This is a genomic window from Staphylococcus sp. SUC_1.2 (assembly GCF_026222585.1).
The window spans coordinates 1-25,289 of record NZ_JANJPM010000028.1; the positions used below are offsets into that span (position 1 = coordinate 1).

A 25,289-nucleotide genomic window follows, 5' to 3' on the forward strand; every position below is an offset into this window, starting at 1 on the left:
CTATGTCTTAGGTTTTTTTAGTATAAATGGAAGGTTTAAAATTGAAATTTAAGATGTATTCCTCTTATTGTAAGATGATAGAAGACAACCACATTACTCAACCATTCGTGATACAATAAGATGAAACTGTTTATGAGGTGAAATCATGTTAACTGAAGAAAAAGAGGATTATCTCAAAGCAATTCTAACTAATGGTGGTGATAGCGCTTTTGTTTCAAATAAAATACTATCTCAATATTTAGATATAAAACCACCTTCTGTAAGTGAGATGGTAAATCGTTTAGAAAAAGCTGGATTTGTTGAAACTAAACATTATAAAGGGGTAAAACTCTCTGAAGAAGGTCTCTCTCATACACTCGATATTATAAAAAGACATCGTTTATTAGAACAATTTTTAATTGAAGTGTTAAATTATAATTGGGAAGAAGTACATCAAGAAGCGGAAATTTTAGAGCATAAAATTTCTGACTTATTTTTAGAAAGGATAGATAAACTGTTAAATTATCCTGAAACTTGTCCGCATGGAGGAGTTATTCCAAGAAATTATATTTATAAAGAAAAGTATAATGACTCATTACTTGAATATGATGAAGGAGACATAGTAAACATTAAACGTGTTCGCGATAGAACGGATTTACTTGTTTATCTATCCAGTAAGCATATTTCAATTGGAGATAACATTGAAATAGTATCCAAAGATAAAACCAATAAAGTCATGATTATAAATAATAATACAACTATGACGATTCTAAGTTATGATAATGCAATGAATATATTTGTGGAGAAAAATTAAACAAACCGTCATCTATTCAACTTGAATATGATGAGCCGTTTTTAAATCATAAATTTGTATATTAAATATAAAGAGAAACCGTTAATCATAATCCAAAATAGACTATAAAATAATGTTGGTAAATGTGTCAATTCAGCTAAAGTATTACCATCCCAATGTGTTTTTACTCTTTGGAAAGTCAATAATATAATTGTCCAACTAGATTGCAAAACTTCTCCTAATAGGACACCTAAGATAAGATGGCATAGGAGGACTACGATATAAAAAATCATAAATTGATTATTGTCTTGCAATAAAAAATACAATAATGAAATTAAAATGATTAAAACGATAATGGGAGACAATTTTCGAGATGTTAAAATAAGGTAATACATAAATATCAAACTATATAAGATTAAAAATAAGCTTGGATAGTTAAAATGAATGGTCCAAAAACCTATCATTAACATGATTGGTGGCATGACATATCCACCTAATGTCGTAATACATTGTCCAGTAACTGATTTAGATTGTGTTATTGCATAGCCTTGTTGTAACGTTTCTTTACGTTCACTAGGGCGTACAACAATGACAAGATCTTTAGCATGCCCCCCACTTAACTTATTAAATAGAATGTGACCCATTTCATGAGTCAGTACTGGAATATAATTTAAGTAAATATCTAAATATTGACTAAAAGAACAATGTCGATTTTGATGAATAATTATATAAAATATTGCTATAATAATGACTAAATAAATATTTAAGATAACAGTCGTAGTTAAAAATTGTTGCAAATAATCCATAATCAACCTCACGTTAATAGTATGACTTCTATTATAAATCATTAAGATAAACTGGACCTTTAGACTTTAGACGTATTTTTGAATACAATGATAAAAATAATATATGATGAATAAGTTGAGGTTATTATAAATTCATTACAACATATAAAGAGGGTAAGAAAGCAGGGAGTTAACGTAAATGTATAGTTCAAAAAAGAAAAAAAACGATAAAGTAGATATATTAGGCGTACAATTCGATAATGTGACAATGTTGGATATGGTTGAAAATATTAAACATTTTTTTGAAAATAATACAAATGATAACTTGTTTATTGTAACTGCTAATCCTGAAATCGTAGTGTATGCTTCTGAACATGTAACCTATAGAAAGCTTATAAATAGTGCAAGTTATATCATTGCGGATGGTACAGGTGTAGTTAAAGCTTCTAATAGATTAAAACAACCATTAAAGCGACGTGTACCAGGTATTGAACTTATGGAAGAATGTATTAAATTTGCACACGAGCAAAGTCAAAAGGTATACTTGTTAGGATCAAAAAATGAAATTGTTGCGCAAGCACAACATAAATTACAACAGAAATATCCTAATGTTACTTTTGAGTATCATCATGGGTATATTGATCTGTCAGATGAAACTGTAGTGAAAAGAATTCAACGTTTCAATCCTGACTATTTGTTTGTTGGAATGGGCTTTCCAAAACAAGAAGAATGGATTCAAAAAAATGAAAGTAATTTTAAGCATACAGTAATGATGGGGGTAGGTGGCTCGTTAGAAGTGTTTAGTGGTACTAAAAAAAGAGCGCCCCGTCTTTTTAGGAATTTAAATATTGAATGGGTATACCGATTACTTATTGACTGGAAGCGAATAGGTCGTATAAAAAGTATTCCTAAATTTATGTTTAAAGTTTGGAAATTGCAGAATAAGAAGAAAAAATAAAAGAGGATGAGACTTAAGCCTATGAATCGCTTAGGTCTCTACCTCTTTTACTTTACAACAAACCGTTTTTCATCAAGTTGTTGTCTAAATGCTTTTTGATCTTTTTTAGATTTTTTCTTAAAATCTTTTAAAAATTGCTCATATTTAGGTAACACTGTATCTAATTCACCAAATTCTTTTAGCTTTCCACCTTCAATCCAAGCGATTTTAGTACAGAATTCACGCACTTGTCTGATATTATGACTTACAAAGAAAATCGTTTTATTTGCTTCTTTAAACTCATATATTTTATCTAAACATTTTTGAGTAAATGTTTGATCGCCAACAGATAGTGCTTCATCGATAACTAAAATGTCAGGATTAATCGTTACATTGATAGAGAAACCAAGTTTCGCACGCATACCGCTTGAATAGTTTTTAACAGGTTGATAAATGAATTCGCCAAGCTCACTAAATTCAATAACTTGAGGCATAAGTCTTTTAATTTCTTTCTTTTTAAACCCCATACAAAGCATTTTAAATTCAATATTTTCAATGCCCGTCAGTCTCCCATTTAAACCGGCATTAATGGCGATGACACTTACTTCACCATGACGATCTATATTTCCAGAACTTGGAGATAATGAACCACCAATCATATTGCTTAACGTGGATTTTCCTGAACCATTTATACCTACTAAACCAATCACATCACCTTCATAAGCAGTAATAGACACATCATTTAAAGCAAAGAAGGTTTTGTTTTTATTTTTAGGAATTAACGCATCTTTGATACGTTCTTTATTATTGCGATATATTCGATATTCTTTTGTCACATGATTTATGTTAACAGATACGCTCATGATTTTTCCTTTCTTATGATTTATTATATAGATTATAATACATCACTCAATAGTTGTTAAATTTATTAACCTAGTGTAAAGTGTATATGAGATTTTGTATCTTTTTTGTAAACAATATATTAATTTTACTTTCTTTTCTGAATTAAGTCTATCCTAATAAAATTTTCGACGAATAAGTTGCGTAAATATATAATGGATTTATATGAATCATTTTAAACGTTGATTTAGAAATTTTATAATAAAACGATTTTAATCAGTAGTTAAAGAAATTAAAAGCCATTATGAATTTACAATTGAAAGTGTGGTTTATTTCAATGTCGGCAGTAGGAACTGTTTTTAAAGAACATATAAAAAACTTTTATTTAGTGCAACGACTTGCACAATTTCAAATTAAAATAACAAATACAAATAATTACTTAGGTATGGCTTGGGAATTACTTAACCCAGCACTTCAAATTATGGTGTATTGGTTTGTCTTCGGTATGGGAATTCGTAGTAATCAACCGATACATGGCATTCCATTTATTTTATGGTTACTAGTAGGAATTAGCATGTGGTTCTTTGTTAACCAAGGTATTCTTGAAGGTACGAAATCAGTATCTATGAAGTTTAACCAAGTAGCGAAAATGAATTTTCCTTTATCAATTATTCCAACTTATATCGTAACAAGTAAATTTTATGGCCATATTGGCTTATTAGCACTTATTATTGCAATTTGTATGGGAAATGGTATTATGCCGTCTATCCATATTGTACAATTGTTAATTTACGTACCACTAACATTTTTCTTTGTGGCTTCTGTAGCACTTTTTACTTCAACACTTGGAATCATTGTTCGTGACACACAGATGATTATGCAAGCATTACTAAGAATTTTATTCTATATGTCTCCTATTTTATGGATACCAAAAGATACTGGAATTAGTAGCGTAATTAATGACATTATGAAATTTAACCCTGTATACTTTTTAGCTGAGTCTTACCGTGCAGCAATTTTATTCCATCAATGGTACTTTATTGAACATTGGAGATTACTTCTTTATAATATTATTATTATTTTAGTATTCTTTGTATTAGGGTCTATATTACATCGTAGATATCGAGATCATTTTGCAGATTTCTTATAAAATGTGTGCTAGATAAATCAATACTTACATTTATTAGTAGAGAGCCTGAAATGTATTAGATTGCATTTCAAGCTCTTTAGTATATATATCATGAATAAATATAAAATATCGACGATGTCGATAGAGATGTATGTGAAAAGGATAAGGAGTAGAGACAAAATCAATGTATTTCTGTCCTACTCTTTCTTTATAAATTATTTTATTAACGAGTAAGGGGATTAAATGATGACAAGAGTAGTGATAAAAAATATTTATATGACACTTATTACTATCGTAAACCAAATTTTTAGATTTAAACGACTAAAATCGAATCATATTGCGATTTTAATGACATTTCCCGAAGACGTTATGCCAATAATTGAGCAATTAAATCAGAAAGGTTATGAATTAACAGTCATTGCTAAAGAAAAAGAATGGGCTAAGCTAAAGCAATTTAAAAATGTATCTTTTGTTCCTGCAGGAAATAATCATATAGTGAGACATATCAAGACGATAAGTACAGCAAAAGTGATTGTGATTGATACATATTATCTTATGCTCGGAGGGTATCATAAGAAAAAAGGACAGACCATCATCCAAACATGGCATGCTTCAGGTGCTTTGAAAAATTTTGGTTTAACGGATCATCAAGTAGATTTAAATAATAAAAAAATGGTTCAACAATATAAAAGCGTTTATAAGGCTACTGATTATTATTTAGTCGGTGGAGAAGAGATGAGTAAATGTTTTGAAAGTGCTTTTGACGCTAAGCGCACTCAAATGCTTAAGTTGGGTCTACCTCGATTAACCAAATATTTTAAACTAGACCTTAAGACGGAGCAAAAAAAGTTAAAAAAATATTATAATATTCCTAATAAATTAGCATTATATGTGCCTACTTATCGTGAAAATCAAATGGATAATCGTCAAATTGATAAAGTATATTTTGAAAAGCAATTACCCAACTATACTCTCATTAATCAACTTCATCCATCAATCCCTAATAGTGAGCATATTGCGCCAACATCAGAACTAATAATGATGGCTGATATTATTATTAGTGATTATAGCTCTCTACCAATAGAAGCTAGTTTACTCAATAAGCCTACATTATTTTATGTATTTGACGAAGAAGAGTATGAAGAGGTACGTGGATTGAATCAATTTTATCGCGATATTCCAACATTTTATAAAGTGAAACATATAGATGAATTAGTGACTAAGATTAAATATAATGAAAAAGAAATAAAACCATTATTTAAAAATTGGCATAAATATAATAGTGAAAAAAGCTTAGAAAACGTATTGAAATTTATTGAAAAGTTGGTGAAAGAATGAAATTAGCGGTTATTATTCCAGTATACAATGCTGAAAATACAATTCGAAAAGCAGTTAAATCGATTGATACAACACATGACGTAGAAATTATTTGTATTAACGATGGATCAACAGATCGTACAAAACAAGTGTTAACTGAATTGCAAAAAGAAGTTAAACATCTCATTGTTTATCATCAAGACAATCAAGGAGCGGCAAAAAGTAGAAATATGGGTCTTTCTGCAATGTCAGATGATATCGATGCGTTTATGTTCTTAGATGCAGATGATCAATTTTTACCTGGAAAAATGGATCAAATGATTCAATATTATGAAAAAAATGAGCATCTAGATATTGTGATTGGGCAAATCGGTAGAGGATTGAATGGCGACTGGAAAGTTATTCCAACACACGAAGACATTCATCGTGAAGCAATAGTTTCTTTAGCAGAAGCGCCAGAAATACTTCAATCTATTGGACCAGGTGGCAAGTTATTCAAAGCTAAATTTAATACACTAAGATTCGATGAAGATGTAGTATTTTGTGAAGAACATACATTTGTCACTCGTGCTTATTTAATGGCAAGGGATATCCAACTAGTTCCTTTTATAGTATATGGATACAATGAGCGAGAAGGTTCTATTACAGATCAACGTGCAGATACGTTTATATCTTACTTAGAAGATGCTAGAAAAGTTCGATGTGAAGTCATGGATATGTTATTACTTGTCAACGAAAAAGCATATTATAGTTATCGAATGGATGACTTAATTGTCAGCTATCTCATTCAAGCATATTTAATAAAATACAGTAAAGTGACACTTCAAATTATAGACAAAATCACTCAATATATCAGAGATATGCAACATACAAATTATTCTGGAGAAGCGTTGTTTAGAATAGTACAAGCCGTAGAGCAAAGTGCGACTCATTGGACACGTGAGACATATGAGTTATGGAGACATACACTTATTGATGTAGGAATTGGGAGACCTGGTTTTTTACGTTTTCAAGCACAAGTAATGCCTAAAAAATTAGCATTCAGTGGAAAGCAATCATTGAAACGTATAATGAATAAGTAAATGAGAAAGGGTCTGGTCAATATAAAATTAATGGTATGTTAAATATATTTATGCTAAATTAAGATTATTAATTAATGTTAAATATTTGTAAAGGAGAAAGGAAATATGAGAAGAGTCATTACATATGGTACATATGATTTATTACATTATGGTCATATAGAATTACTAAGAAGAGCTCGTGAAATGGGTGATTATTTAATTGTAGCTTTATCTACAGATGAATTTAACCAAATTAAAAATAAAAAATCTTATTATGATTTTGAACAACGTAAAATGATGTTAGAATCTATTCGTTACGTTGATTTAGTGATTCCAGAAGATGGATGGGGTCAAAAAGAAACAGACGTTGATCGTTATGATGTTGATGTGTTTGTTATGGGCCATGACTGGGAAGGTCAATTTGACTTCCTAAAAGACAAATGTGAAGTTGTATACCTAAAACGCACGGAGGGTATTTCAACAACTAAAATTAAACAAGAGCTATACGGAAAAGATGCAAAATAATAATGTATTGAAGGCATATATAAACGCCTTAGAAGTTTAGCTATGTCTCAATCTTTGATTAAATCAAGTAGATAACAATAATTTGTTTGATTTGACTCATCCTTTTGGGAGTGAACAGTGAATTCAAAACGAATTCTAGGGCACTCCTATTTTTATGTAATAAAACATTTTAAATAAAATGCTATACTAAGAACAATCAATCAAATTACCAGTTAAAATACATTTTAATGTACATTTAAATTAGGATAAACACTAAATATAATATCAAAAATACAAATACAAATTGATGATTAAAGAGGTTTATTTATGAAACAACACAATCCATTATTTTTTCTATTTAAACGATTGTCTTGGCCTTATGGTTTAATAATAACTGCTGTTATCATTTCTTCGTTAGGAAGTCTTAGCGGATTATTGATTCCACTGTTTACAGGTCGCTTAGTAGATAAATTTTCTACTAATAATATTAATTGGAATATTGTCGTTCTATTTGCAAGTATATTTATCATTAATGCATTACTTAGCGGTTTAGGTATTTACCTCTTAAGTAAAATTGGAGAAAAAATGATTTATGGTATTCGTTCATTATTGTGGGAGCACATGATTAAACTGAAAATGCCATTTTTTGACAAAAATGAAAGTGGTCAGTTGATGAGTCGTTTAACTGATGATACTAAGGTCATTAACGATTTTATCTCTCAAAAATTACCACAATTACTACCAGCTATTATCACATTGATTGGTTCTATTATTATGCTGTTTATTATGGACTGGCAAATGACTTTACTGACTTTCATAGCTATTCCAATATTTATGGGTATTATGATTCCACTTGGAAGACGTATGCAAAAAATTTCAAAACATACCCAAGCAGAAATTGCCAATTTTAGTGGGTTATTAGGTCGTGTATTGACAGAAATGCGTTTAGTAAAAATTTCTAATACTGAACAAAAAGAATTAAATAATGCACATTATAACTTAAATGAAATATATAAATTAGGTTTAAGACAAGCAAAAATAGTAGCGATTATTCAACCTATTTCAAGTGTAATTATGTTATTAATGATAGCCATTATTTTAGGATTTGGTGCCATTAGAATTGCTACAGGTGCTATTACAGCAGGTGCTTTAATAGCTATGATTTTTTATGTGATGCAGTTATCTATGCCGCTTATGAACTTATCTACACTCGTTACTGATTACAAAAAAGCTGTAGGTGCAAGTCAACGTATTTATGAAATTATGCAAGAACCCGTTGAACCGATGGAACAGTTAAAACCCATTGCTAATATCAACATTGAGAATGGAGCACTTGAATTTAATAACGTAGAATTTAAATATGATGTAAAAACGATTCTTGATCATGTATCATTTCGTATACCTCAGGGTGACATTAGTGCTTTTGTTGGTCCTTCAGGTTCTGGGAAAAGTACTATTTTTAATTTAATTGAACGTATGTATGATATCGATAATGGTGATATTACATATGGCAATGAAAGTATTTATGATATTCCAATTACAAATTGGCGTAGCAAAATTGGATATGTCATGCAGTCAAACTCTATGATGACAGGAACAATTCGAGATAATATCTTATATGGTATTAACCGTAATGTCTCTGATGAAGAACTAATTAAATATGCAAAACTAGCAAACTGTCATGACTTTATTATGCAATTTGATGAAGGATACGATACATTAGTGGGCGAACGTGGATTAAAACTGTCCGGGGGGCAACGACAACGTATTGATATCGCTAGAAGTTTTGTGAAAAATCCAGACATATTGTTACTTGATGAAGCTACTGCAAATCTTGATAGTGAAAGTGAACAAAAAATTCAAGAAGCTTTAGAAGTATTGATGAAAGGTAGAACAACAATAGTGATTGCACACCGTCTGTCTACGATTAAAAAGGCAGGTCAAATTATTTTTATTGATCAAGGACGTGTGACAGGTGAAGGTACACATGACGAATTAATGAAATATCATGAGAAATATCATCAATTTGTGACTACACAAAATTTAAATAAATAATGGATGTCGAACATCCAAATATCACGATGATAAAGTAATCTATAATTTTACAGTGTAGATGAAAAAATCTTAGACTGATAAGATATAGTTAGTACACAAACACATTGCTTAAAAATTAATTGAATAAACATAAATAAAATTGGAGAGAATGATATTGAATAAACTATCAATAATTATTACATATTTTAATAGTGAAGAATATATTGAAGATTGTATTAATAGCTTAAAAACTCAAAGGAATCAAGATTTTGAGATCATTATTGTAGATGATGGTTCTACGGATCATTCAACACAAATCTTAAATAAAACGTTAACATCTTATGATAAAGATGTGACGTTTATTCAACTTGAAACAAATACTGGTCATGCACATGCTAGAAATATCGCTTTAGACTTAGCAAAAGGTCAATACGTGATGTTTTTAGATGCGGATGATCAATTAGCCTCATATGCTATTGAATATTATTTAAATCATATTAATGGTTTAGATACATTAATTGCACCGGTACACAAATTTACAATGCAACGTCCTCAATATGTAGATAAAGATAAGATACGTTTGCAGTATCGATCACATCATTCATATCCTAATTCAATTTTACGAAAAGAAACTGCATGTAATATTTTATTTAGAAATGCAATTATTAAAGCACATGACATTAAATTTAATGAAGATTTAAGCATTTTTATTGATAATTCATTTGTATTAGATTATCTGAAATATGCTGAACATTTTGTTAGAATTGTTAATTTTCCGTTTTATTATCGTGGTGAAGTATATGATCCATTTAATGGTAATACATTAAGTGATCAAGATTTTATTGATAAATTTGAAGACTATACAAATAGTTTCTTTGATGCTATACAAAGAACTACAAATAAAGAAGTTAAGAAATTTTTAGTCCAAAGAATGAAAAATGAAATTAAAAAAGGTTTTGATCCTTCGCTTAGAGATATTAAAGCAAGATATATTGCTTTAGAACACACTCTAGTTAAAGTAGTAAAAGCACTAAAATGGAATATCATTAAAGATGGTAAGTTGTTATATAATCTTGAAATCATGTTTTTATCTATGGACGACATTGAGAATGCAAGATATGTGAATGAATTACGTAAAAAAACACGTTTATTTAAAAGTATTCTTACAAACAGTAAGATGAAAGAACGTGCTAAATATCAACTTACTGATAATGAAAATATGGTAGATCCACATACGATTGTATTTGAGTCATTTGGTGGTAAAAATTACAGTGATAGTCCAAAGTATATATATGAATATATGCAACAACACTATCCACAATATAAATATATTTGGGTCTTTTCTAAGCCTAATAACAATATTATTCCTGGAAATGCAACTAAAGTGAAAAAAGGATCCAAAGAATATTATGAGGCTTATGCTAAAGCGAAATACTGGATTTCGAATGCTCGATTACCATTGTATTTAAATAAAAAAGAGAATCAAATGTATATTCAAACTTGGCACGGTACACCGTTAAAACGTTTAGCAAATGATATGAAAGTGGTAAGAATGCCAGGAACAACAACAGCAAATTATAAAAAGAATTTTTATACAGAAGCATCTCGTTGGAATTATTTAGTATCTCCAAACCGTTATTCTACGGATATCTTTAAGTCTGCTTTTTGGATGAATGAAGAAAGAATTTGGGAAATTGGCTATCCAAGAAATGATGTATTAGTTACAAGACAAAATGATACTGAGTATATAGAACAAATTAAAAAAGATTTAAATTTACCAAAAGATAAAAAAGTCATTATGTATGCGCCAACTTGGAGAGATGATGAATTCGTTAAAAAAGGTCAATATTTATTTGATTTGAAAATAAATTTAGCTAATTTAAAAGAGCAAATTGGAGATGACTATGTCATTTTACTAAGAATGCATTATCTTATTGCAAATGCATTAGATCTAACTGGATACGATGACTTTGCTATTGATGTTTCAAATTATAATGATATTTCAGAATTATATTTAATATCTGATGCGCTTATTACTGACTACTCGTCAGTGATGTTTGATTATGGTATTTTAAAACGTCCTCAATTTTTCTTTGCTTATGATATCGAAAAATACGATAAAGGTCTTCGTGGCTTCTATATGAATTATATGGAAGATTTACCAGGAGAAATTATTACAGATGAATTTAAACTTGCTGAAGAATTAAAACATTTAGATACACATAAAGAAAAATATAAAGATAAAATTGAAGCGTTCTATAATGATTTTTGTTCAATTGAAAAAGGTCAATCTTCTAAATTTATAGCAGACTATATTCATATTGATATTCATGAAAATGAATCATAAAATCAAATGACATAAAGAATGGGAAAAATTTACTTTGAATTCGTTTTCCCATTCTTTTTCTATATAACCGTATTAAGTTTAAATGGTATTTATGATAAATAACATCAAAAAAGAAAAATAGACAATTATTTTATTAAATATGTTATTTTAACGAACATTTTCTCGTGGTATAATGTTAAATGTATTTTTTACAGAACATTAGTTGTTATTTTATGAAAATAGTACGGTTCTATTTAAGGGTAATGTGATACATATTAATTTTAAAATGTGGGTAGGTGTCTTATGTTTTTACTAATAAATATCATTGGATTACTTGTGTTTTTAGGAATAGCAGTTTTATTTTCTAGAGATCGCAAACATATTCAATGGAAGTCTATATTAATCTTAGTTCTTTTAAATGTATTCTTAGCATGGTTCTTTGTATATTTCCAAATTGGAAGATCGATTGTTGAAGGTTTAGCAGCTGCCATTGCTTGGGTTATTCAATCAGCTCATACTGGAACAGGTTTTGCATTCAGTAGTTTTACAAGTGGTAAACAAATGGATATGGCAGTGAGTGCATTATTTCCAATTTTATTAGTTGTTCCACTATTTGATATTCTTATGTATTTTAATATTCTTCCTAAAATTATTGGAGGAATTGGTTTTGTACTTGCGAAAATTACACGTCAACCTAAATTTGAATCATTCTTTGGTATCGAAATGATGTTTTTAGGAAATACAGAGGCGCTTGCAGTCTCTAATGAACAACTTAAGCGTATGAACGAAGTGCGTGTATTAACAGTTGCAATGATGTCAATGAGTTCTATTTCTGGAGCTATTGTAGGTGCCTATGTTCAAATGATTCCTGGTGAATTAGTGTTAATGGCGATTCCTTTAAATATTATTAATGCAATTATTGTCGCTTCTATTTTAAATCCTGTTACTGTTGAAGAAAAAGAAGATATTATCTATAGCATTAATAATGATGAAAAAATTGAACGTCAACCTTTCTTCTCATTTTTAGGAGATTCAGTATTAAATGCAGGTAAATTAGTATTAATTATTATCGCTTTTGTTATTAGTTTTGTCGCGTTGGCTGATTTTTTAGATCGTTTTATTAATTTGATTACTGGATTAGTAGGCAGTTGGATGGGTATGAAAGGTAGTTTTGGTTTAAACCAAATCTTAGGCGTCTTTATGTATCCATTTGCTTTATTGCTTGGCTTACCATGGGGTGAGGCATGGATAGTGGCACAACAGATGTCCAAAAAAATCGTTACAAACGAATTTGTAGTTATGGGTGAAATTACAAAAGTAATTGACACATATAGCGCACATCGTCGTGCAGTGATATCAACATTCTTAGTTTCATTTGCAAACTTCTCTACAATTGGGATGATTGTTGGTACATTAAAGGGTATAGTTGATAAGAAAACATCAGATTTTGTTTCAAAATATGTACCGATGATGTTATTATCAGGTATTTTAGTTTCACTACTTACTGCAGCATTTGTTGGTTTATTTGCATGGTAAGGTATTAAAATTTAAATCATTTTATAGTCAACCATTAGGAGTGAACATTGAATTCGAAAAGAATTCTATGTCACTCCTATTTTTATTATTCATTTTATTGCATGATAAAAACCAAGCATGCAAAGTGAGGAGACACTTTATATACTTGGTTTTTATGGGAAATGAATATTAATGTACTTGTAACGGTAAGGACTAGGTACTGTCACAGTACTTCGAGCAAAATTTGTTTTGTTACTATAAACAACACAAAGGAGATAACTTCTTGTAATTAAGAAGTTATACATAGTATAGCAAACTAATATTTATAAGTAAACGAAAAATTCAGAAAATTTCCACGTATTTTTTATTAGTACATTAGATTTAAAGATGAATATGTATCTTATTTAAATTAAATCTTTATATTTTAAGATATTTAAAATTTATTAATACATTTATTTTTAAAAAGCATATTGTAGGGAATGATGAGACTATGCTAACATTTTAATCGTTATAGTCGTAAAAGGAGTGAGTGTTTTTGAACAAAAATATAAAAAATATACTTTTAGTTATACTAGGCTCTTTTATCTTTTCAGCAGGAGTCAATGCATTTATTATATCAGGTAATTTAGGTGAAGGTGGCGTCACAGGTATTGCTATTGTATTATATTACGCTTTTCATATTTCACCAGCGCTCACTAACTTCGTTGCTAATGCAATATTGATTGTTATTGGGTATAAATTTTTAAGTAAAAAAAGTACGATATTAACAATTATTGCTACTGTACTTATTTCTGTTTTCTTAAGTCTTACAGAATCATGGCACGTAGAAACAGGTAATGTCATCATCAATGCAGTATTTGGCGGCACAAGTGTTGGACTAGGTATTGGAATAATCGTTTTAGCAGGTGGCACTACAGCTGGAACAACAATATTAGCAAGAATAGCTAATAAATACTTAGATGTTAGTACAGCATACGCATTATTATTTTTTGATTTAATCGTAGTAGTCATTTCTTTAACAGTACTACCGTTAAGTAAAGCATTGGTAACTGTGATTTCACTTTATATAGGCACGAAAGTAATGGATTATGTTATAGAAGGACTTAATACAAAAAAAGCAATGACAATTATTTCTAGCAAACCTGAAGAGGTAGCTAAGGCTATTGATGAACAAGTTGGTAGAGGCCTTACTATATTGAATGGACATGGTTATTATAGTAGAGAAGAAAAAGACGTTTTGTATGTTGTTGTAGCTAAAACTCAAGTAACTCGTGCCAAACGAATTATAAAAAAAATAGATAAGAATGCTTTCTTGGTTATTCATGACGTGCGTGATGTTTATGGAAATGGTTTTTTAATCGATGAATAAAAAAGGGCCCTAAAAATTTGAGGCGTTTTATGTATATCTCAGATTTTTAGGGTTATTTTTTATAATCGTCTCATAGTAAAAAGAATAGTCAAAAATGTGTATAAATGGTATAATAGCAATAATTAATTGAGAACGATTATCAATAGATGTCGTAAATATTTTTTGTACAAAGGTAGGGCCTATATATGAATCGTTTAAATGCATCTCAAGTAGATATAGGATATAGAAATACGACAATTATAAAAGAATTAGATGTTCAAATACGTGATGGTAAAGTCACATCAATTATTGGACCGAATGGTTGTGGGAAATCTACATTATTGAAAGCACTCTCAAGACTGATTGAAGTGAAAAAAGGAGAAGTATTACTTGATAATCAAAACATTCAACATCAATCTACAAAAGAAGTAGCTAAAAAAATTGCAATTTTACCTCAAACTCCAACAGTGACTGACAGTATAACAGTTGAAGAACTCGTTTCATATGGACGTTTTCCTCATCAAAAAGGATTTGGACGATTATCTAAAAAAGATAAAGATGAAATTGAATGGTCATTAAACGTAACAGGCATTACAGAATTTCGTCATCAATCGATTAATGATTTAAGTGGGGGACAAAGACAACGTGTATGGATAGCAATGGCTTTAGCACAAAAAACAGATATTATTTTTCTTGATGAACCTACAACGTACTTAGATATTTCTCATCAGTTAGAAATTTTAGAATTGGTGCAACATTTGAATAAAGAATTAGGGTGTACGATCGTTATGGTCTTACATGATATCAATCAGGCAATTCGATTTTCGGATTATTTGTTAATCATGAAAGAAGGACACATTATAGATAATGGACCTACTGACCAAGTATTATCTAAAGAGATATTAGAAAGTGTGTTTAATATAGATGCAGTATTAGGAAAAGATCCTAGAACAGGGAAACCACTTTTAGTCACTTACAATTTACTTGAAAAAAGATAAGATTGATTATAACTTCAGCAATATAGCTACAATTATTATGATGTTGGATACCTATCTCAGTCATTTTTAATGTATAGGCAGTCAATGACTAATATTTTGTCTAATACACAAATATTCGCGCTTTCAGATAAGTTATTTTATAATGAAAACACACGTTGATTAAGATTCACTTTAATAAAAAATCAAATTCGTTATTTAATTGATTGACTGGAGTTGAAATGATGACAACTATAGTTATTATTAGTCATAGTGAAGAAATAGCTAAGGGAACTAAAAATTTATTAAATAAAATGACAAATGACATAAATGTGATTGCTTATGGTGGAGTAAATGGTGAAATTGGAACTTCATATGATGATATTGAACAATTGATTAATCAGTTAGATGATGATGCATTATGTTTTTATGATTTAGGATCATCAGAAATGAATATCGATTTAGCAATTGATATGTATAAAGGTAAGTATCATATTTACAAAGTAAATGCACCCATTGTAGAAGGAAGTTTTACAGCAGCAATGTCTTTAAGTGTTGGTAAAACTGCTAATGAAGCGATTCAAGAAGTGAATCGTTCTTCATTTAAGTCTACAGCATTTAAATAAGTAATGATAAATTTTGATGTTTTTTTTATATAAAAAAAAGGTTATAAAATGATTATCCAAAATGAATATGGTAAAATAAATAGCATGATATTGATGATGAAAGTAGGTGGACATTATGCTACAAGAAGATATTAAATTTTACGTTCTGAACGGTAAATTTGAAGAAATTAAAAATATAATGTCCAATATTGATTTTATGGAATTCGAAGAAGTATATATATCCTGTGCTCATGAACAAGAAAACATTATGTTTTATACTTGTATATTAGATATGATGAAGGCTAATGAAACAGCAGAATTACATGATTTAGCATTTTTATTATTAGTCTATCCTTTGAGTGAAGTGGAAGGTGCTTTAGAAGCGGCATATTATCATGCAGATGCTTCTATTCAGTTAACAAATGGTAAAGAAATAAAAAGTTTGCTTCAAATGCTATTATTATATGCTATACCTGATCCAATTATTTCAGATTCTGAAGCGTTTAAAGTAGCTAAACAAATTTTAAAATTAGATCCTAATAATCATGTAGCAAGAAATGTGTTAAAAGATTCAGCTAAACGCATGGATAATGTTATAGTAAATTTTGATGAATTAAAGAAATTTGGAAGTTCAAAATAATATAGTGAAATAAGAGAGTTAGATAATGAATAACCATAGTTATTCATTTTATCTAACTCTTTTTTAATAATGTTTTACTTAGTAACTCAAATATAATTTTTTGTGACAAATTATTAAAAATATTAAATTTTTTAAATTGTTTGTAAGGGTATTAACACTAGTATTTAGAAGCGATAAGCGTTGTCTCACAACGTTTATGCACTGTTGCATATTATTATTAGTACGTTATAATTTTGAATGTGTCAAAAATAAGGAGGTTAATCAATACATGGGGTTGAATAAAGAATCTATAAAAATAGGTTTTGCTTATGTGGGGATTGTAGTAGGCGCAGGATTCTCTACAGGGCAAGAAGTAATGCAATTCTTCACGCCTTATGGTTTATGGTCATATATAGGCGTGTTAATATCAGGATTAATTTTAGGATTTATAGGGCGACAAGTCGCTAAAATTGGAACGGCTTTTGAAGCAACAAACCATGAATCAACATTACAATATTTATTTGGTCAAAAATTTAGTAAAATCTTTGATTATATTCTAGTCTTTTTCTTATTTGGGATTGCTGTAACGATGATTGCAGGTTCAGGCGCAACGTTCGAAGAGAGCTTTGGTATACCTACATGGCTTGGCGCGTTAATTATGACGGTCGTTATTTATTTAACACTATTATTAGACTTTAATAAGATTGTAAGAGCGTTAGGGGTCGTTACACCATTCTTAATTGTCATGGTAGTTCTTATTGCTATATATTATCTATTCGCTGGAAGTATCCCTATCAGTAAAGTTAATAGTACAGTAGATCATCCAAGTTTATTCTTAGGTATTATTAGAGGGTTAATGTACGGTGGATTAGCTTTTGCTGTAGGATTTAGTACGGTTGTGGCGATTGGTGGAGATGCATCTAAACGTCAAGTATCTGGTGCCGGTGCTTTATTTGGCGGTGTAGTGTATACTGTTTTACTTGCACTGATTAACTTTGCACTACAATCAGAATATCCACAAATTAAAAATGAACAAATTCCAACTTTAAAATTGGCGAACGAAATTCATCCATGGCTTGGATTAGTTTTAACAGTGATTATGTTAGCAGTAATGTATAATACTATTTTAGGATTGACTTATTCGTTTGCTGCACGTTTCACTGAGCCATACAGTAAAAAATATCATATATTTATTGTTATTATGATGATTGCAGCCTTTATTTTAAGTTTTGTTGGTTTTGCAGATTTAATCAACTTCTTATATAACATTATGGGCGTAGTTGGATTATTTATTGTGGTAGCAGTGCTTATTAAATATTATTTACGTAAAAGTGATAACAAAGACCACATTGCTTAAAATTGATAAAATAAATAATCCATAAAAAAACTGCCTACAAAGTTAAATAACTCATAGACAGTCTAAAGCAATTCGTGTAATTAACATGAATTGCTTTTTTGCATTTTGAACGTAGCGTATAATACATATTGTAATTAAAGTAGTAATTTAGCCATAATATATTTATTAAAATATTGATTGTTGATCAGTAATTTATTTTTAAGTTCGCCTTCAATATTAAATCCAGCGCCTTTAAGTAGCATGAGTGCGTGTGTATTTTCAGGAACGACTGAAGCTTGAAGACGTTTAATATTATGGTTAAGAGCCCAAGCTTCAACAGCATTAATTAAAGCAAGTCCAATACCTTTTTTTTGATAAAATTTAGTAACACCAAGTGTAATGATTGCTTCGTGTTGTGTACGTTCGTATTTTTCAGTAGTGACGAATATACATCCAACGAGTTGATCATCTTCTTCAGCTACATATATGGTATTTCTCGGAGAAGTGATAACACGCTCTAGAAGATTACTAATAGAAGAAACACTAGGATTAAATTCTCCAGGATTATAAAGTGTATAATCAGATTCATCATATATTTTAGTTAATAATGTTGTCAAAGCTTCAGTATCTTTTATACTAATTTCACGAATAATATGAGCCATTCGGCTTCCTCCTGAGATAGTAATATAACATATATTATACCAATTATTTAAAAAATATACATATTTAGAATTTTAAAAAGGAGTAACAGAATAATGAAACCTAATGTATTATTAGCGGGTGGTAGTGGTTATATAGGTAAGAATATTAGCAGTGCGATAGAAAATGATGCAAATTTGTTTGCTTTATCTAAATATCCAAATACAAAAAAAGAGTTTAATCATAATATAAAATGGCTAAAAAAAGATATTTATAATTATGAAGATGTTAAATCAGCAATGTCAGGTATGAATATTGCAGTATTTTATTTAGATCCTAATAAAAATTCTGCCAAGCTTACTCAAGCAACTGCACGTGATTTAAATCTCATTGCAGCCGATAATTTTGCAAGAGCAGCAGCACAACAAAAAATAAATAAAATTTTGTACGTAAGCGGTAGTCGCTTTGATAATGAGACAATACAATGTTTAAAAAACTATGGTGTTCCTGTAGAAACGACTGAGACCTATATCAAACGCTCTCATATTAATGTTGAGTTACAAGTGTCTAAATATAATGATATACGGACAGCATTAAGAATGATATTACCTAGGAAATGGTCTTTAGAACAATTAGTCGCTTATTTTTTTAAATGGCTGAATGATACACGTGGTACATTTTTACACACGAAATATATAGAAAATCGATATATAATATATACTCGTAATGAGTTTAAGCCTCTATTAGTAATGAAGAAAGAAGTAAATGATAATAGTTTAATTACATTTAATTTAGTAGGCGGTTCAATTATAAAAAAACGTTCTAAAAAACAAGGAAAATTGGAATTTCGTCAAATTAAAGGAACGCGTTTAGTAATTGTTCAACTATATGATTATATTCCTAAATTGTTATGGCCACTCTATTATTTTTTTCAAGCTCCCGTACAAGGTTTAATTATGAGAGGGTTTGAAATTGATTGTCGTATTAGGCATTTCAATGGACGTGTGCAATCAGGAGAAAAAATGAAATATACAAAGTGATAGGATGAAAACACATGCAAATATTATTAGTAGAAGATGATCAGACGCTTTTTCAACAACTAAAGAAAGAATTAGAAAATTGGGATTTTTTTGTTTATGGTGTCAATGATTTTAGTAACGTAATGGAAACATATCATAATGTTCAACCAGAAATCGTTATAATGGATGTGCAATTACCTAAATATGACGGATTCTATTGGTGTCGTCAAATTAGACAAGTATCTAATGTGCCTATTTTATTTTTATCGTCACGTGATAATCCTATGGATCAAGTGATGAGTATGGAATTAGGTGCAGATGATTATATGCAAAAGCCTTTTCATACCAACGTACTAATTGCGAAGTTACAAGCAATTTATCGACGCGTATATCAATTTGGCGCAGAAGAAAGACGTACATTAAATTGGCAAGATGCACTAGTAGATCTTTCAAAAGATAGTATTCAAAAAGGCGATAAAATCATTTATTTATCTAAAACTGAAATGATTATTTTAGAAATGTTAATTCAAAAACAAAATCAAATTGTGACTAGAGATACATTAATTACAGCGTTATGGGATGATGAAGCGTTTGTGAGTGATAACACATTAACAGTCAATGTAAATCGATTACGAAAAAAATTATCTGAGATCGATATGGAAACAGAAATTGAAACAAAAGTAGGTAAAGGATATATGGCACATGAGTAATGTGAAATGGTTTTGGCTATTTCTTAAAACACGAAGTAATTGGATATTTTGGATTATATTTTTGCAGTTTGTGTTTTTAGGGATGGCATATATAGACTATGATATGGCAATTGAAAGTGTAGCGTACATTGTCTTATTAAATATAGGTTTAACTTGTATATTTCTTATTTTTACTTTTTTAAGAGAAGTAAAATTATATCAACATTTTTATAATAATAAGGAAATCGAAGAAATTAAACATAAAGAATTAGCTGAGAATCCATTTCAACAGGAAATGGTGGACTATTTATATCGTAAATTATTGTTTCAAAAAGAAAGAGCTACTGAACAACAAATTCATATACAAGCGTCTGAACAATCGTTAACTGAATTTGTTCACGATATTAAAACACCTGTTACAGCAATGAAATTATTAATTGATCAAGTTGAAGATATGGAACGTAAGAAAGCCTTACTTTATGAATGGTCAAGAGTGAATGAATTATTAGATAAGCAACTTTATTTAACACGTCTTGAATCTAAAAATAGAGATATGTATTTCGAAAAAGTACCATTAAAACGTTTAGTGATCGAAGAAATTCAACTTACGCGGCATATCAGTCAAGTTAAAGGTATTGGCTATGAATTAGAATTTGACACGAATCCAGAAGTATTTACAGATGTAAAATGGTGTCGCATGATGATTAGACAGATTTTATCTAATTCTTTGAAATATTCTCAAGGAAAAGATATTGTGATTCGGTCGTTTGCTAAAAAAGACCATATCGCTTTAGAAATTACTGATTATGGGCGTGGGATTAGTGCTAAAGATTTACCACGTATTTTTGAAAGAGGCTATACTTCTACCGCAAATCGTAATGAAACAACTTCTTCTGGAATTGGTTTATACTTAGTAGAAAGTGTAAGACATCCATTAGGTATTGAAGTAGAGGTCGAGTCGACGGTGGGTGAAGGAACAACATTTATTTTAACGTTCCCTATGCAAAACGAAGTCATAGAAAGAATGTCACAAGAGAAATTAAGTCTATCATAAAGACGTTGTTAAAATAGTATATAAGTGCAATTGTTCGCTTTATCGCAAGGAGATATTGGACTTTACTATAAAAAGTTTGGACTAAAACTTATATAATATTTAAAGTAAATACATAAATTAAGCTTATGGAAATATCATTTTAGTGTAATAAGTGAGTAGAACATTGAGTGAAACCTGGGACTTTATAGTGACGTCTCAGGTTCATCTATATCATTCAATCGTTAAAATATATGATAGTGAGGGACATTCTAAATTGACAATATTACAAGCAAAGCAAATTGTTAAAACATATGGGACAAAACAAACGATACAAGAAGTGTTAAGAGGCATTGATTTAAATATTGAAACTGGAGAGTTTGTTTCAATTATGGGACCTTCTGGATCTGGTAAAACAACATTACTTAATGTTTTAAGTTCAATTGATTATTTATCACAAGGATCTGTAATACTAAATGGAAAACAATTGGAAAAGTTATCAAATAAGGAACTATCAGAAATTAGAAAAAAAGATATTGGATTTATTTTTCAAGAATATAATTTATTACACACACTTACTGTAAAAGAAAATATTATGTTGCCTTTATCAGTACTTAAATTAAATAAGGAAGAAATGAATAAACGTTATAGACAAATTACTGAAGCGCTTAATATATATGATATTAGTGACAAATATCCGTCTGAAATTTCAGGGGGACAACGTCAACGAACATCTGCAGCGCGTGCATTTATTACATATCCTAAAATCATTTTTGCGGATGAACCAACAGGCGCTTTAGACTCTAAGAACACTAGGGATTTACTCACACGTTTTGAAAAAATAAATAAAATCTATGATGTAACTATTATTATGGTTACACACGATCCACTTGCAGCAAGTTTTTCTAATCGTGTTGTAATGTTGAAAGATGGCTTAATATTTACTGAAATTTATCAAGGACAAGATAATAAACAATTATTTTATGAAGAAATATTAAGAGCCCAAAGTATATTAGGTGGCAAGATTTATGAGTTTTAGCTATATTATTTGGAGAAATTTCCTAAGAAATATCAAGCACTATGCTATTTATATGTTTTCATTAGTCATTAGTACCGTTTTATATTTTAGTTTTATTACGATTAAATATGTTCATCATCTCCATATACATGAGTCTTTATCTATGATTAGAGAGGGTTCTAAAATAGGAAGTTATTTTCTATTTATAATCATCGTTGTCTTTATTATGTATACCAATATTCTTTTTATTAAAAGACGAAGTTACGAATTGGGACTATTACAGATTATGGGGTTAAATAAAGTAAGTATTATTTATATGTTTATGTTAGAACAATTGTTTATTTTCTTAATCACTGCAGTTTTAGGTGTGATAATAGGGATTGTTGGGTCTAAAATTTTACTTATGATTATATTGAAATTATTAGGTATACATACCTCGGTTTCGCTTGTTTTTAGTGTAGACGCTATAATTCAAACCTTATTTATTTTAATCATTGCATATATTTTAATTATTCTTCAAGCTATCATTTTCTTAAATAAATATTCTGTTACGCAATTAATGGAGTCTGAAGAATATATAGATGAAACAGGTAAACATATTACATTTGGAGAAATTATTCTAGGAATTTTAGGTATTGTTTTCATTTTGGCAGGATATTATTTATCCACACGATTTGTTGAATTATTAGATGATATCGTATTACCTTTTATTATTTTATTTTTAACTGTGATCGGAGCTTATTTCTTTTTCAGAAGTTCAGTGTCTCTTATATTAAAAATAATTAAATCATTTAAAAGTGGAAATGTAACTGTAAATGATGTTATTTTCACTTCTTCATTAATGTTTAGGATTAGAAAGAATGCTTTCTCTTTAACAATCATTTCTATTATTTCTGCTATTACCGTATCGGTCCTATGTTTTGCAGCAATTAGTCGAGGATCTTTAAGTAAAGAAATTTCATTAGAATCACCTTATGAAGTAACAACGAACAACGACATCTTGTCTGAAAAGTTAAAATATCAATTAGAGCAACAGCATATTGCATATAACTATAATTATAAGCAAGTAGTGTACACGCATTTATATAAAGATTATCTATTTGATGTAAATGCAGCTAGACCTTATTCGGTGACTGTAACAAGTGAAGATTACTTTTCAAATGTTTCTTTGAAAAAAGGACAAGCAGATTTAATTATCCCAGAAGATGTTATTCCTGAATTAACTAAACATCGACCACACGGGACAACACTGATTGGTACGAAACGACATCATACTAAAGTTCAACTGCGAAAAGTGATTCATAAAGTTTATTTTAAAGAGAGTATAGATTTAGGTGGACCGACACTCGTGCTTAATAACGAGGATTATCAATTTATAAAACAACATGTTAAAAATAAGGACATCATTTCTCAACATGGTTTTGATTTAAAACATACAAAAGATATACCTAGATTAGAAAAGACTATCAATCACATGAATCAGAATTTAAAAACTAGAAGTCAGATAGCAAGCGAAATTTCAAGTTTAACAGGAATTTTATTATTTATAAGTTCTTTTTTAGGTATTGCATTTCTTATAGCAACTGGATGTATTATCTATATTAAACAAATTGATGAAACTGAAGATGAATTAGAAAATTATTCAATATTACGTAAATTAGGTTTTACTCAAAAAGATATGGATAGAGGTCTAAAATTGAAAGTGGCGTTTAACTTTGGACTACCTTTAGCTATTGCTTTACTTCATGCATATTTTGCAGCACTTGTATTTATGAAATTTATAGGATTCACAAATCAAACGTCCATTTTTATCGTTATGATTATTTATACAATCGTATATAGTATGTTTGCATTTATTGCTTATAATCATTCTAAGCGAACGATCAATCACTCAATTTAAGAGAGAATATTTCGAGTTTGTAAAGAATTTGTAAATTTATTGTAGAGATGAAAAATTTATGATATTTTCAATTAGAGACAACTTAGGCGTTAAGTAGAAGTGTATCGTAACTGGTATAACATTATATTTACATAAATTTTACAAAAGCTTTCTAAATAATGTTTTAAAATAAGCTATTGTAAATGTAGCTCATTTTTAAATTGTCTTAAATTAAATAATAAACGTGTGATTGATAGCAATCGCTAAAATGGAGGCATTATAATGTTCACTAAGAAAAAGGATAAGTTTATGGTTCAATTAGAAGAAATGGTATTTAATCTGGACCGTGCAGCTGTAGAATTCGGGAAAATGGATTTTAATACCCATTTAGATTTAAAAGCTTATTCTGATAACATTAAAACGTACGAGTCACATGGTGACGAACTTATGCACAAAGTCATTAGCGACTTAAATCAAACATTTATCACTCCTATTGAACGAGAAGACATTCTATCATTGTGTAATGCAATCGATGATGTACTTGATGCAATGGAAGAAACATCTGGAATGTTTGAAATGTATTCAATTGAATATACTGATGAATATATGGCTGAATTTGTTGACAATATTCAAAAAGCTGTCGCTGAAATGAAATTAGCAGTTGGTTTACTTGTTGATAAAAAATTATCTCACATGAGAATTCATTCAATTAATATTAAAGAATTTGAAACAAATTGTGATGGTATATTAAGACAATCAATTAAACATATCTTTAATAGTGAAACCGATCCAATCACTTTAATTAAAATTAAAGATATTTACGAAAGCTTAGAAAATATCGCTGATAAATGTCAAGCTGTTGCTAACAACTTTGAAACAATTATCATGAAAAATAGCTAAGGGAGTTTTAAAT

General features: G+C 29.3%; 23 protein-coding genes. 20 read left to right on the top strand and 3 right to left on the bottom strand.

Going from position 1 to position 25,289, the window contains the following annotated elements:
• Nucleotides 1-145 precede the first annotated feature (145 nt).
• Complete coding sequence (locus NR218_RS09800; protein ID WP_017176019.1) at nt 146-793, top strand: metal-dependent transcriptional regulator; 648 nt, start codon at nt 146-148, stop codon at nt 791-793.
• A 41-nt stretch (nt 794-834) separates the two neighbouring features.
• Here the strand turns inward: NR218_RS09800 and NR218_RS09805 are convergent, their stop codons facing one another.
• On the bottom strand, nt 835-1,578 hold the full coding sequence (locus NR218_RS09805) for a M50 family metallopeptidase (RefSeq protein ID WP_019834901.1): 744 nt from the start codon (nt 1,576-1,578) through the stop codon (nt 835-837).
• 178 nt (nt 1,579-1,756) lie between these two features.
• On the opposite strand from NR218_RS09805, the gene tarA reads away from it, so the two are divergent.
• The gene (tarA, locus tag NR218_RS09810) at nt 1,757-2,515 is read left to right on the top strand and encodes an N-acetylglucosaminyldiphosphoundecaprenol N-acetyl-beta-D-mannosaminyltransferase TarA (protein WP_017176017.1); all 759 of its coding nucleotides are present in this window, start codon (nt 1,757-1,759) and stop codon (nt 2,513-2,515) included.
• Nucleotides 2,516-2,562: 47 nt separating this feature from the next.
• Here tarA and tagH read toward each other — a convergent pair whose 3' ends face one another.
• Nucleotides 2,563-3,357, bottom strand: a complete 795-nt coding sequence (gene tagH / locus NR218_RS09815; protein WP_017176016.1) for a teichoic acids export ABC transporter ATP-binding subunit TagH — start codon at nt 3,355-3,357, stop codon at nt 2,563-2,565.
• A gap of 314 nt (nt 3,358-3,671) precedes the next feature.
• Here tagH and NR218_RS09820 point away from each other — a divergent pair, with 314 nt between their 5' ends.
• The 12 genes from NR218_RS09820 to NR218_RS09875 all read left to right on the top strand — a co-directional run bounded on the left by NR218_RS09820 (nt 3,672) and on the right by NR218_RS09875 (nt 18,123).
• Complete coding sequence (locus NR218_RS09820) at nt 3,672-4,484, top strand: ABC transporter permease (RefSeq protein ID WP_017176015.1); 813 nt, start codon at nt 3,672-3,674, stop codon at nt 4,482-4,484.
• A gap of 222 nt (nt 4,485-4,706) precedes the next feature.
• The gene (gene tarB / locus NR218_RS09825; protein WP_025987151.1) at nt 4,707-5,801 is read left to right on the top strand and encodes a teichoic acid glycerol-phosphate primase TarB; all 1,095 of its coding nucleotides are present in this window, start codon (nt 4,707-4,709) and stop codon (nt 5,799-5,801) included.
• A complete protein-coding gene (locus NR218_RS09830; protein ID WP_017176013.1) occupies nt 5,798-6,862 on the top strand; it encodes a glycosyltransferase family 2 protein in 1,065 nt (354 codons plus the stop codon). The genes tarB and NR218_RS09830 overlap by 4 nt, the downstream gene beginning before the upstream one ends.
• Before the next feature lie 105 nt (nt 6,863-6,967).
• Nucleotides 6,968-7,366, top strand: coding sequence for a glycerol-3-phosphate cytidylyltransferase (gene tagD, locus NR218_RS09835; protein WP_017176012.1), 399 nt, complete (start codon nt 6,968-6,970; stop codon nt 7,364-7,366).
• A gap of 306 nt (nt 7,367-7,672) precedes the next feature.
• Nucleotides 7,673-9,400, top strand: coding sequence for an ABC transporter ATP-binding protein (locus NR218_RS09840; RefSeq protein ID WP_019834902.1), 1,728 nt, complete (start codon nt 7,673-7,675; stop codon nt 9,398-9,400).
• Nucleotides 9,401-9,554: 154 nt separating this feature from the next.
• A complete protein-coding gene (locus tag NR218_RS09845; RefSeq protein WP_265883362.1) occupies nt 9,555-11,726 on the top strand; it encodes a bifunctional glycosyltransferase/CDP-glycerol:glycerophosphate glycerophosphotransferase in 2,172 nt (723 codons plus the stop codon).
• A gap of 282 nt (nt 11,727-12,008) precedes the next feature.
• Entirely contained in the window at nt 12,009-13,241 is a 1,233-nt protein-coding gene (locus tag NR218_RS09850) for a NupC/NupG family nucleoside CNT transporter (protein ID WP_265883363.1), read from the top strand.
• A 514-nt stretch (nt 13,242-13,755) separates the two neighbouring features.
• Entirely contained in the window at nt 13,756-14,589 is an 834-nt protein-coding gene (locus NR218_RS09855; protein ID WP_019834904.1) for a YitT family protein, read from the top strand.
• A gap of 185 nt (nt 14,590-14,774) precedes the next feature.
• Nucleotides 14,775-15,566 carry an ABC transporter ATP-binding protein gene (locus NR218_RS09860; RefSeq protein WP_017176007.1) on the top strand — a complete coding sequence of 264 codons (792 nt, stop codon included), beginning with the start codon at nt 14,775-14,777 and terminating at the stop codon, nt 15,564-15,566.
• Between the two features lie 221 nt (nt 15,567-15,787).
• Nucleotides 15,788-16,168 carry a dihydroxyacetone kinase phosphoryl donor subunit DhaM gene (gene dhaM / locus NR218_RS09865; protein ID WP_017176006.1) on the top strand — a complete coding sequence of 127 codons (381 nt, stop codon included), beginning with the start codon at nt 15,788-15,790 and terminating at the stop codon, nt 16,166-16,168.
• A 115-nt stretch (nt 16,169-16,283) separates the two neighbouring features.
• The gene (locus NR218_RS09870; RefSeq protein ID WP_017176005.1) at nt 16,284-16,787 is read left to right on the top strand and encodes a hypothetical protein; all 504 of its coding nucleotides are present in this window, start codon (nt 16,284-16,286) and stop codon (nt 16,785-16,787) included.
• Between the two features lie 268 nt (nt 16,788-17,055).
• Nucleotides 17,056-18,123 (top strand): membrane protein, encoded by a 1,068-nt coding sequence (locus NR218_RS09875; RefSeq protein ID WP_048761276.1) that lies wholly within the window; start codon nt 17,056-17,058, stop codon nt 18,121-18,123.
• Between the two features lie 134 nt (nt 18,124-18,257).
• Here NR218_RS09875 and NR218_RS09880 read toward each other — a convergent pair whose 3' ends face one another.
• A complete protein-coding gene (locus NR218_RS09880; RefSeq protein ID WP_017176003.1) occupies nt 18,258-18,764 on the bottom strand; it encodes a GNAT family N-acetyltransferase in 507 nt (168 codons plus the stop codon).
• Between the two features lie 93 nt (nt 18,765-18,857).
• On the opposite strand from NR218_RS09880, the gene NR218_RS09885 reads away from it, so the two are divergent.
• From NR218_RS09885 to NR218_RS09910, 6 genes are all read left to right on the top strand, one after another.
• Complete coding sequence (locus NR218_RS09885) at nt 18,858-19,781, top strand: NAD(P)H-binding protein (RefSeq protein ID WP_017176002.1); 924 nt, start codon at nt 18,858-18,860, stop codon at nt 19,779-19,781.
• A 14-nt stretch (nt 19,782-19,795) separates the two neighbouring features.
• On the top strand, nt 19,796-20,470 hold the full coding sequence (gene graR / locus NR218_RS09890; protein WP_017176001.1) for a response regulator transcription factor GraR/ApsR: 675 nt from the start codon (nt 19,796-19,798) through the stop codon (nt 20,468-20,470).
• Nucleotides 20,463-21,503 (top strand): sensor histidine kinase, encoded by a 1,041-nt coding sequence (locus NR218_RS09895; RefSeq protein WP_048683078.1) that lies wholly within the window; start codon nt 20,463-20,465, stop codon nt 21,501-21,503. Before graR ends, NR218_RS09895 begins: the two co-directional genes overlap by 8 nt.
• Before the next feature lie 253 nt (nt 21,504-21,756).
• Nucleotides 21,757-22,518: an ABC transporter ATP-binding protein gene (locus NR218_RS09900; protein ID WP_017175999.1), complete on the top strand. Its 762-nt coding sequence runs from the start codon at nt 21,757-21,759 to the stop codon at nt 22,516-22,518.
• Nucleotides 22,508-24,397: an FtsX-like permease family protein gene (locus NR218_RS09905; protein WP_017175998.1), complete on the top strand. Its 1,890-nt coding sequence runs from the start codon at nt 22,508-22,510 to the stop codon at nt 24,395-24,397. The genes NR218_RS09900 and NR218_RS09905 overlap by 11 nt, the downstream gene beginning before the upstream one ends.
• A gap of 261 nt (nt 24,398-24,658) precedes the next feature.
• On the top strand, nt 24,659-25,276 hold the full coding sequence (locus NR218_RS09910; RefSeq protein WP_002449132.1) for a DUF47 domain-containing protein: 618 nt from the start codon (nt 24,659-24,661) through the stop codon (nt 25,274-25,276).
• The last annotated feature ends 13 nt before the right edge of the window (nt 25,277-25,289 follow it).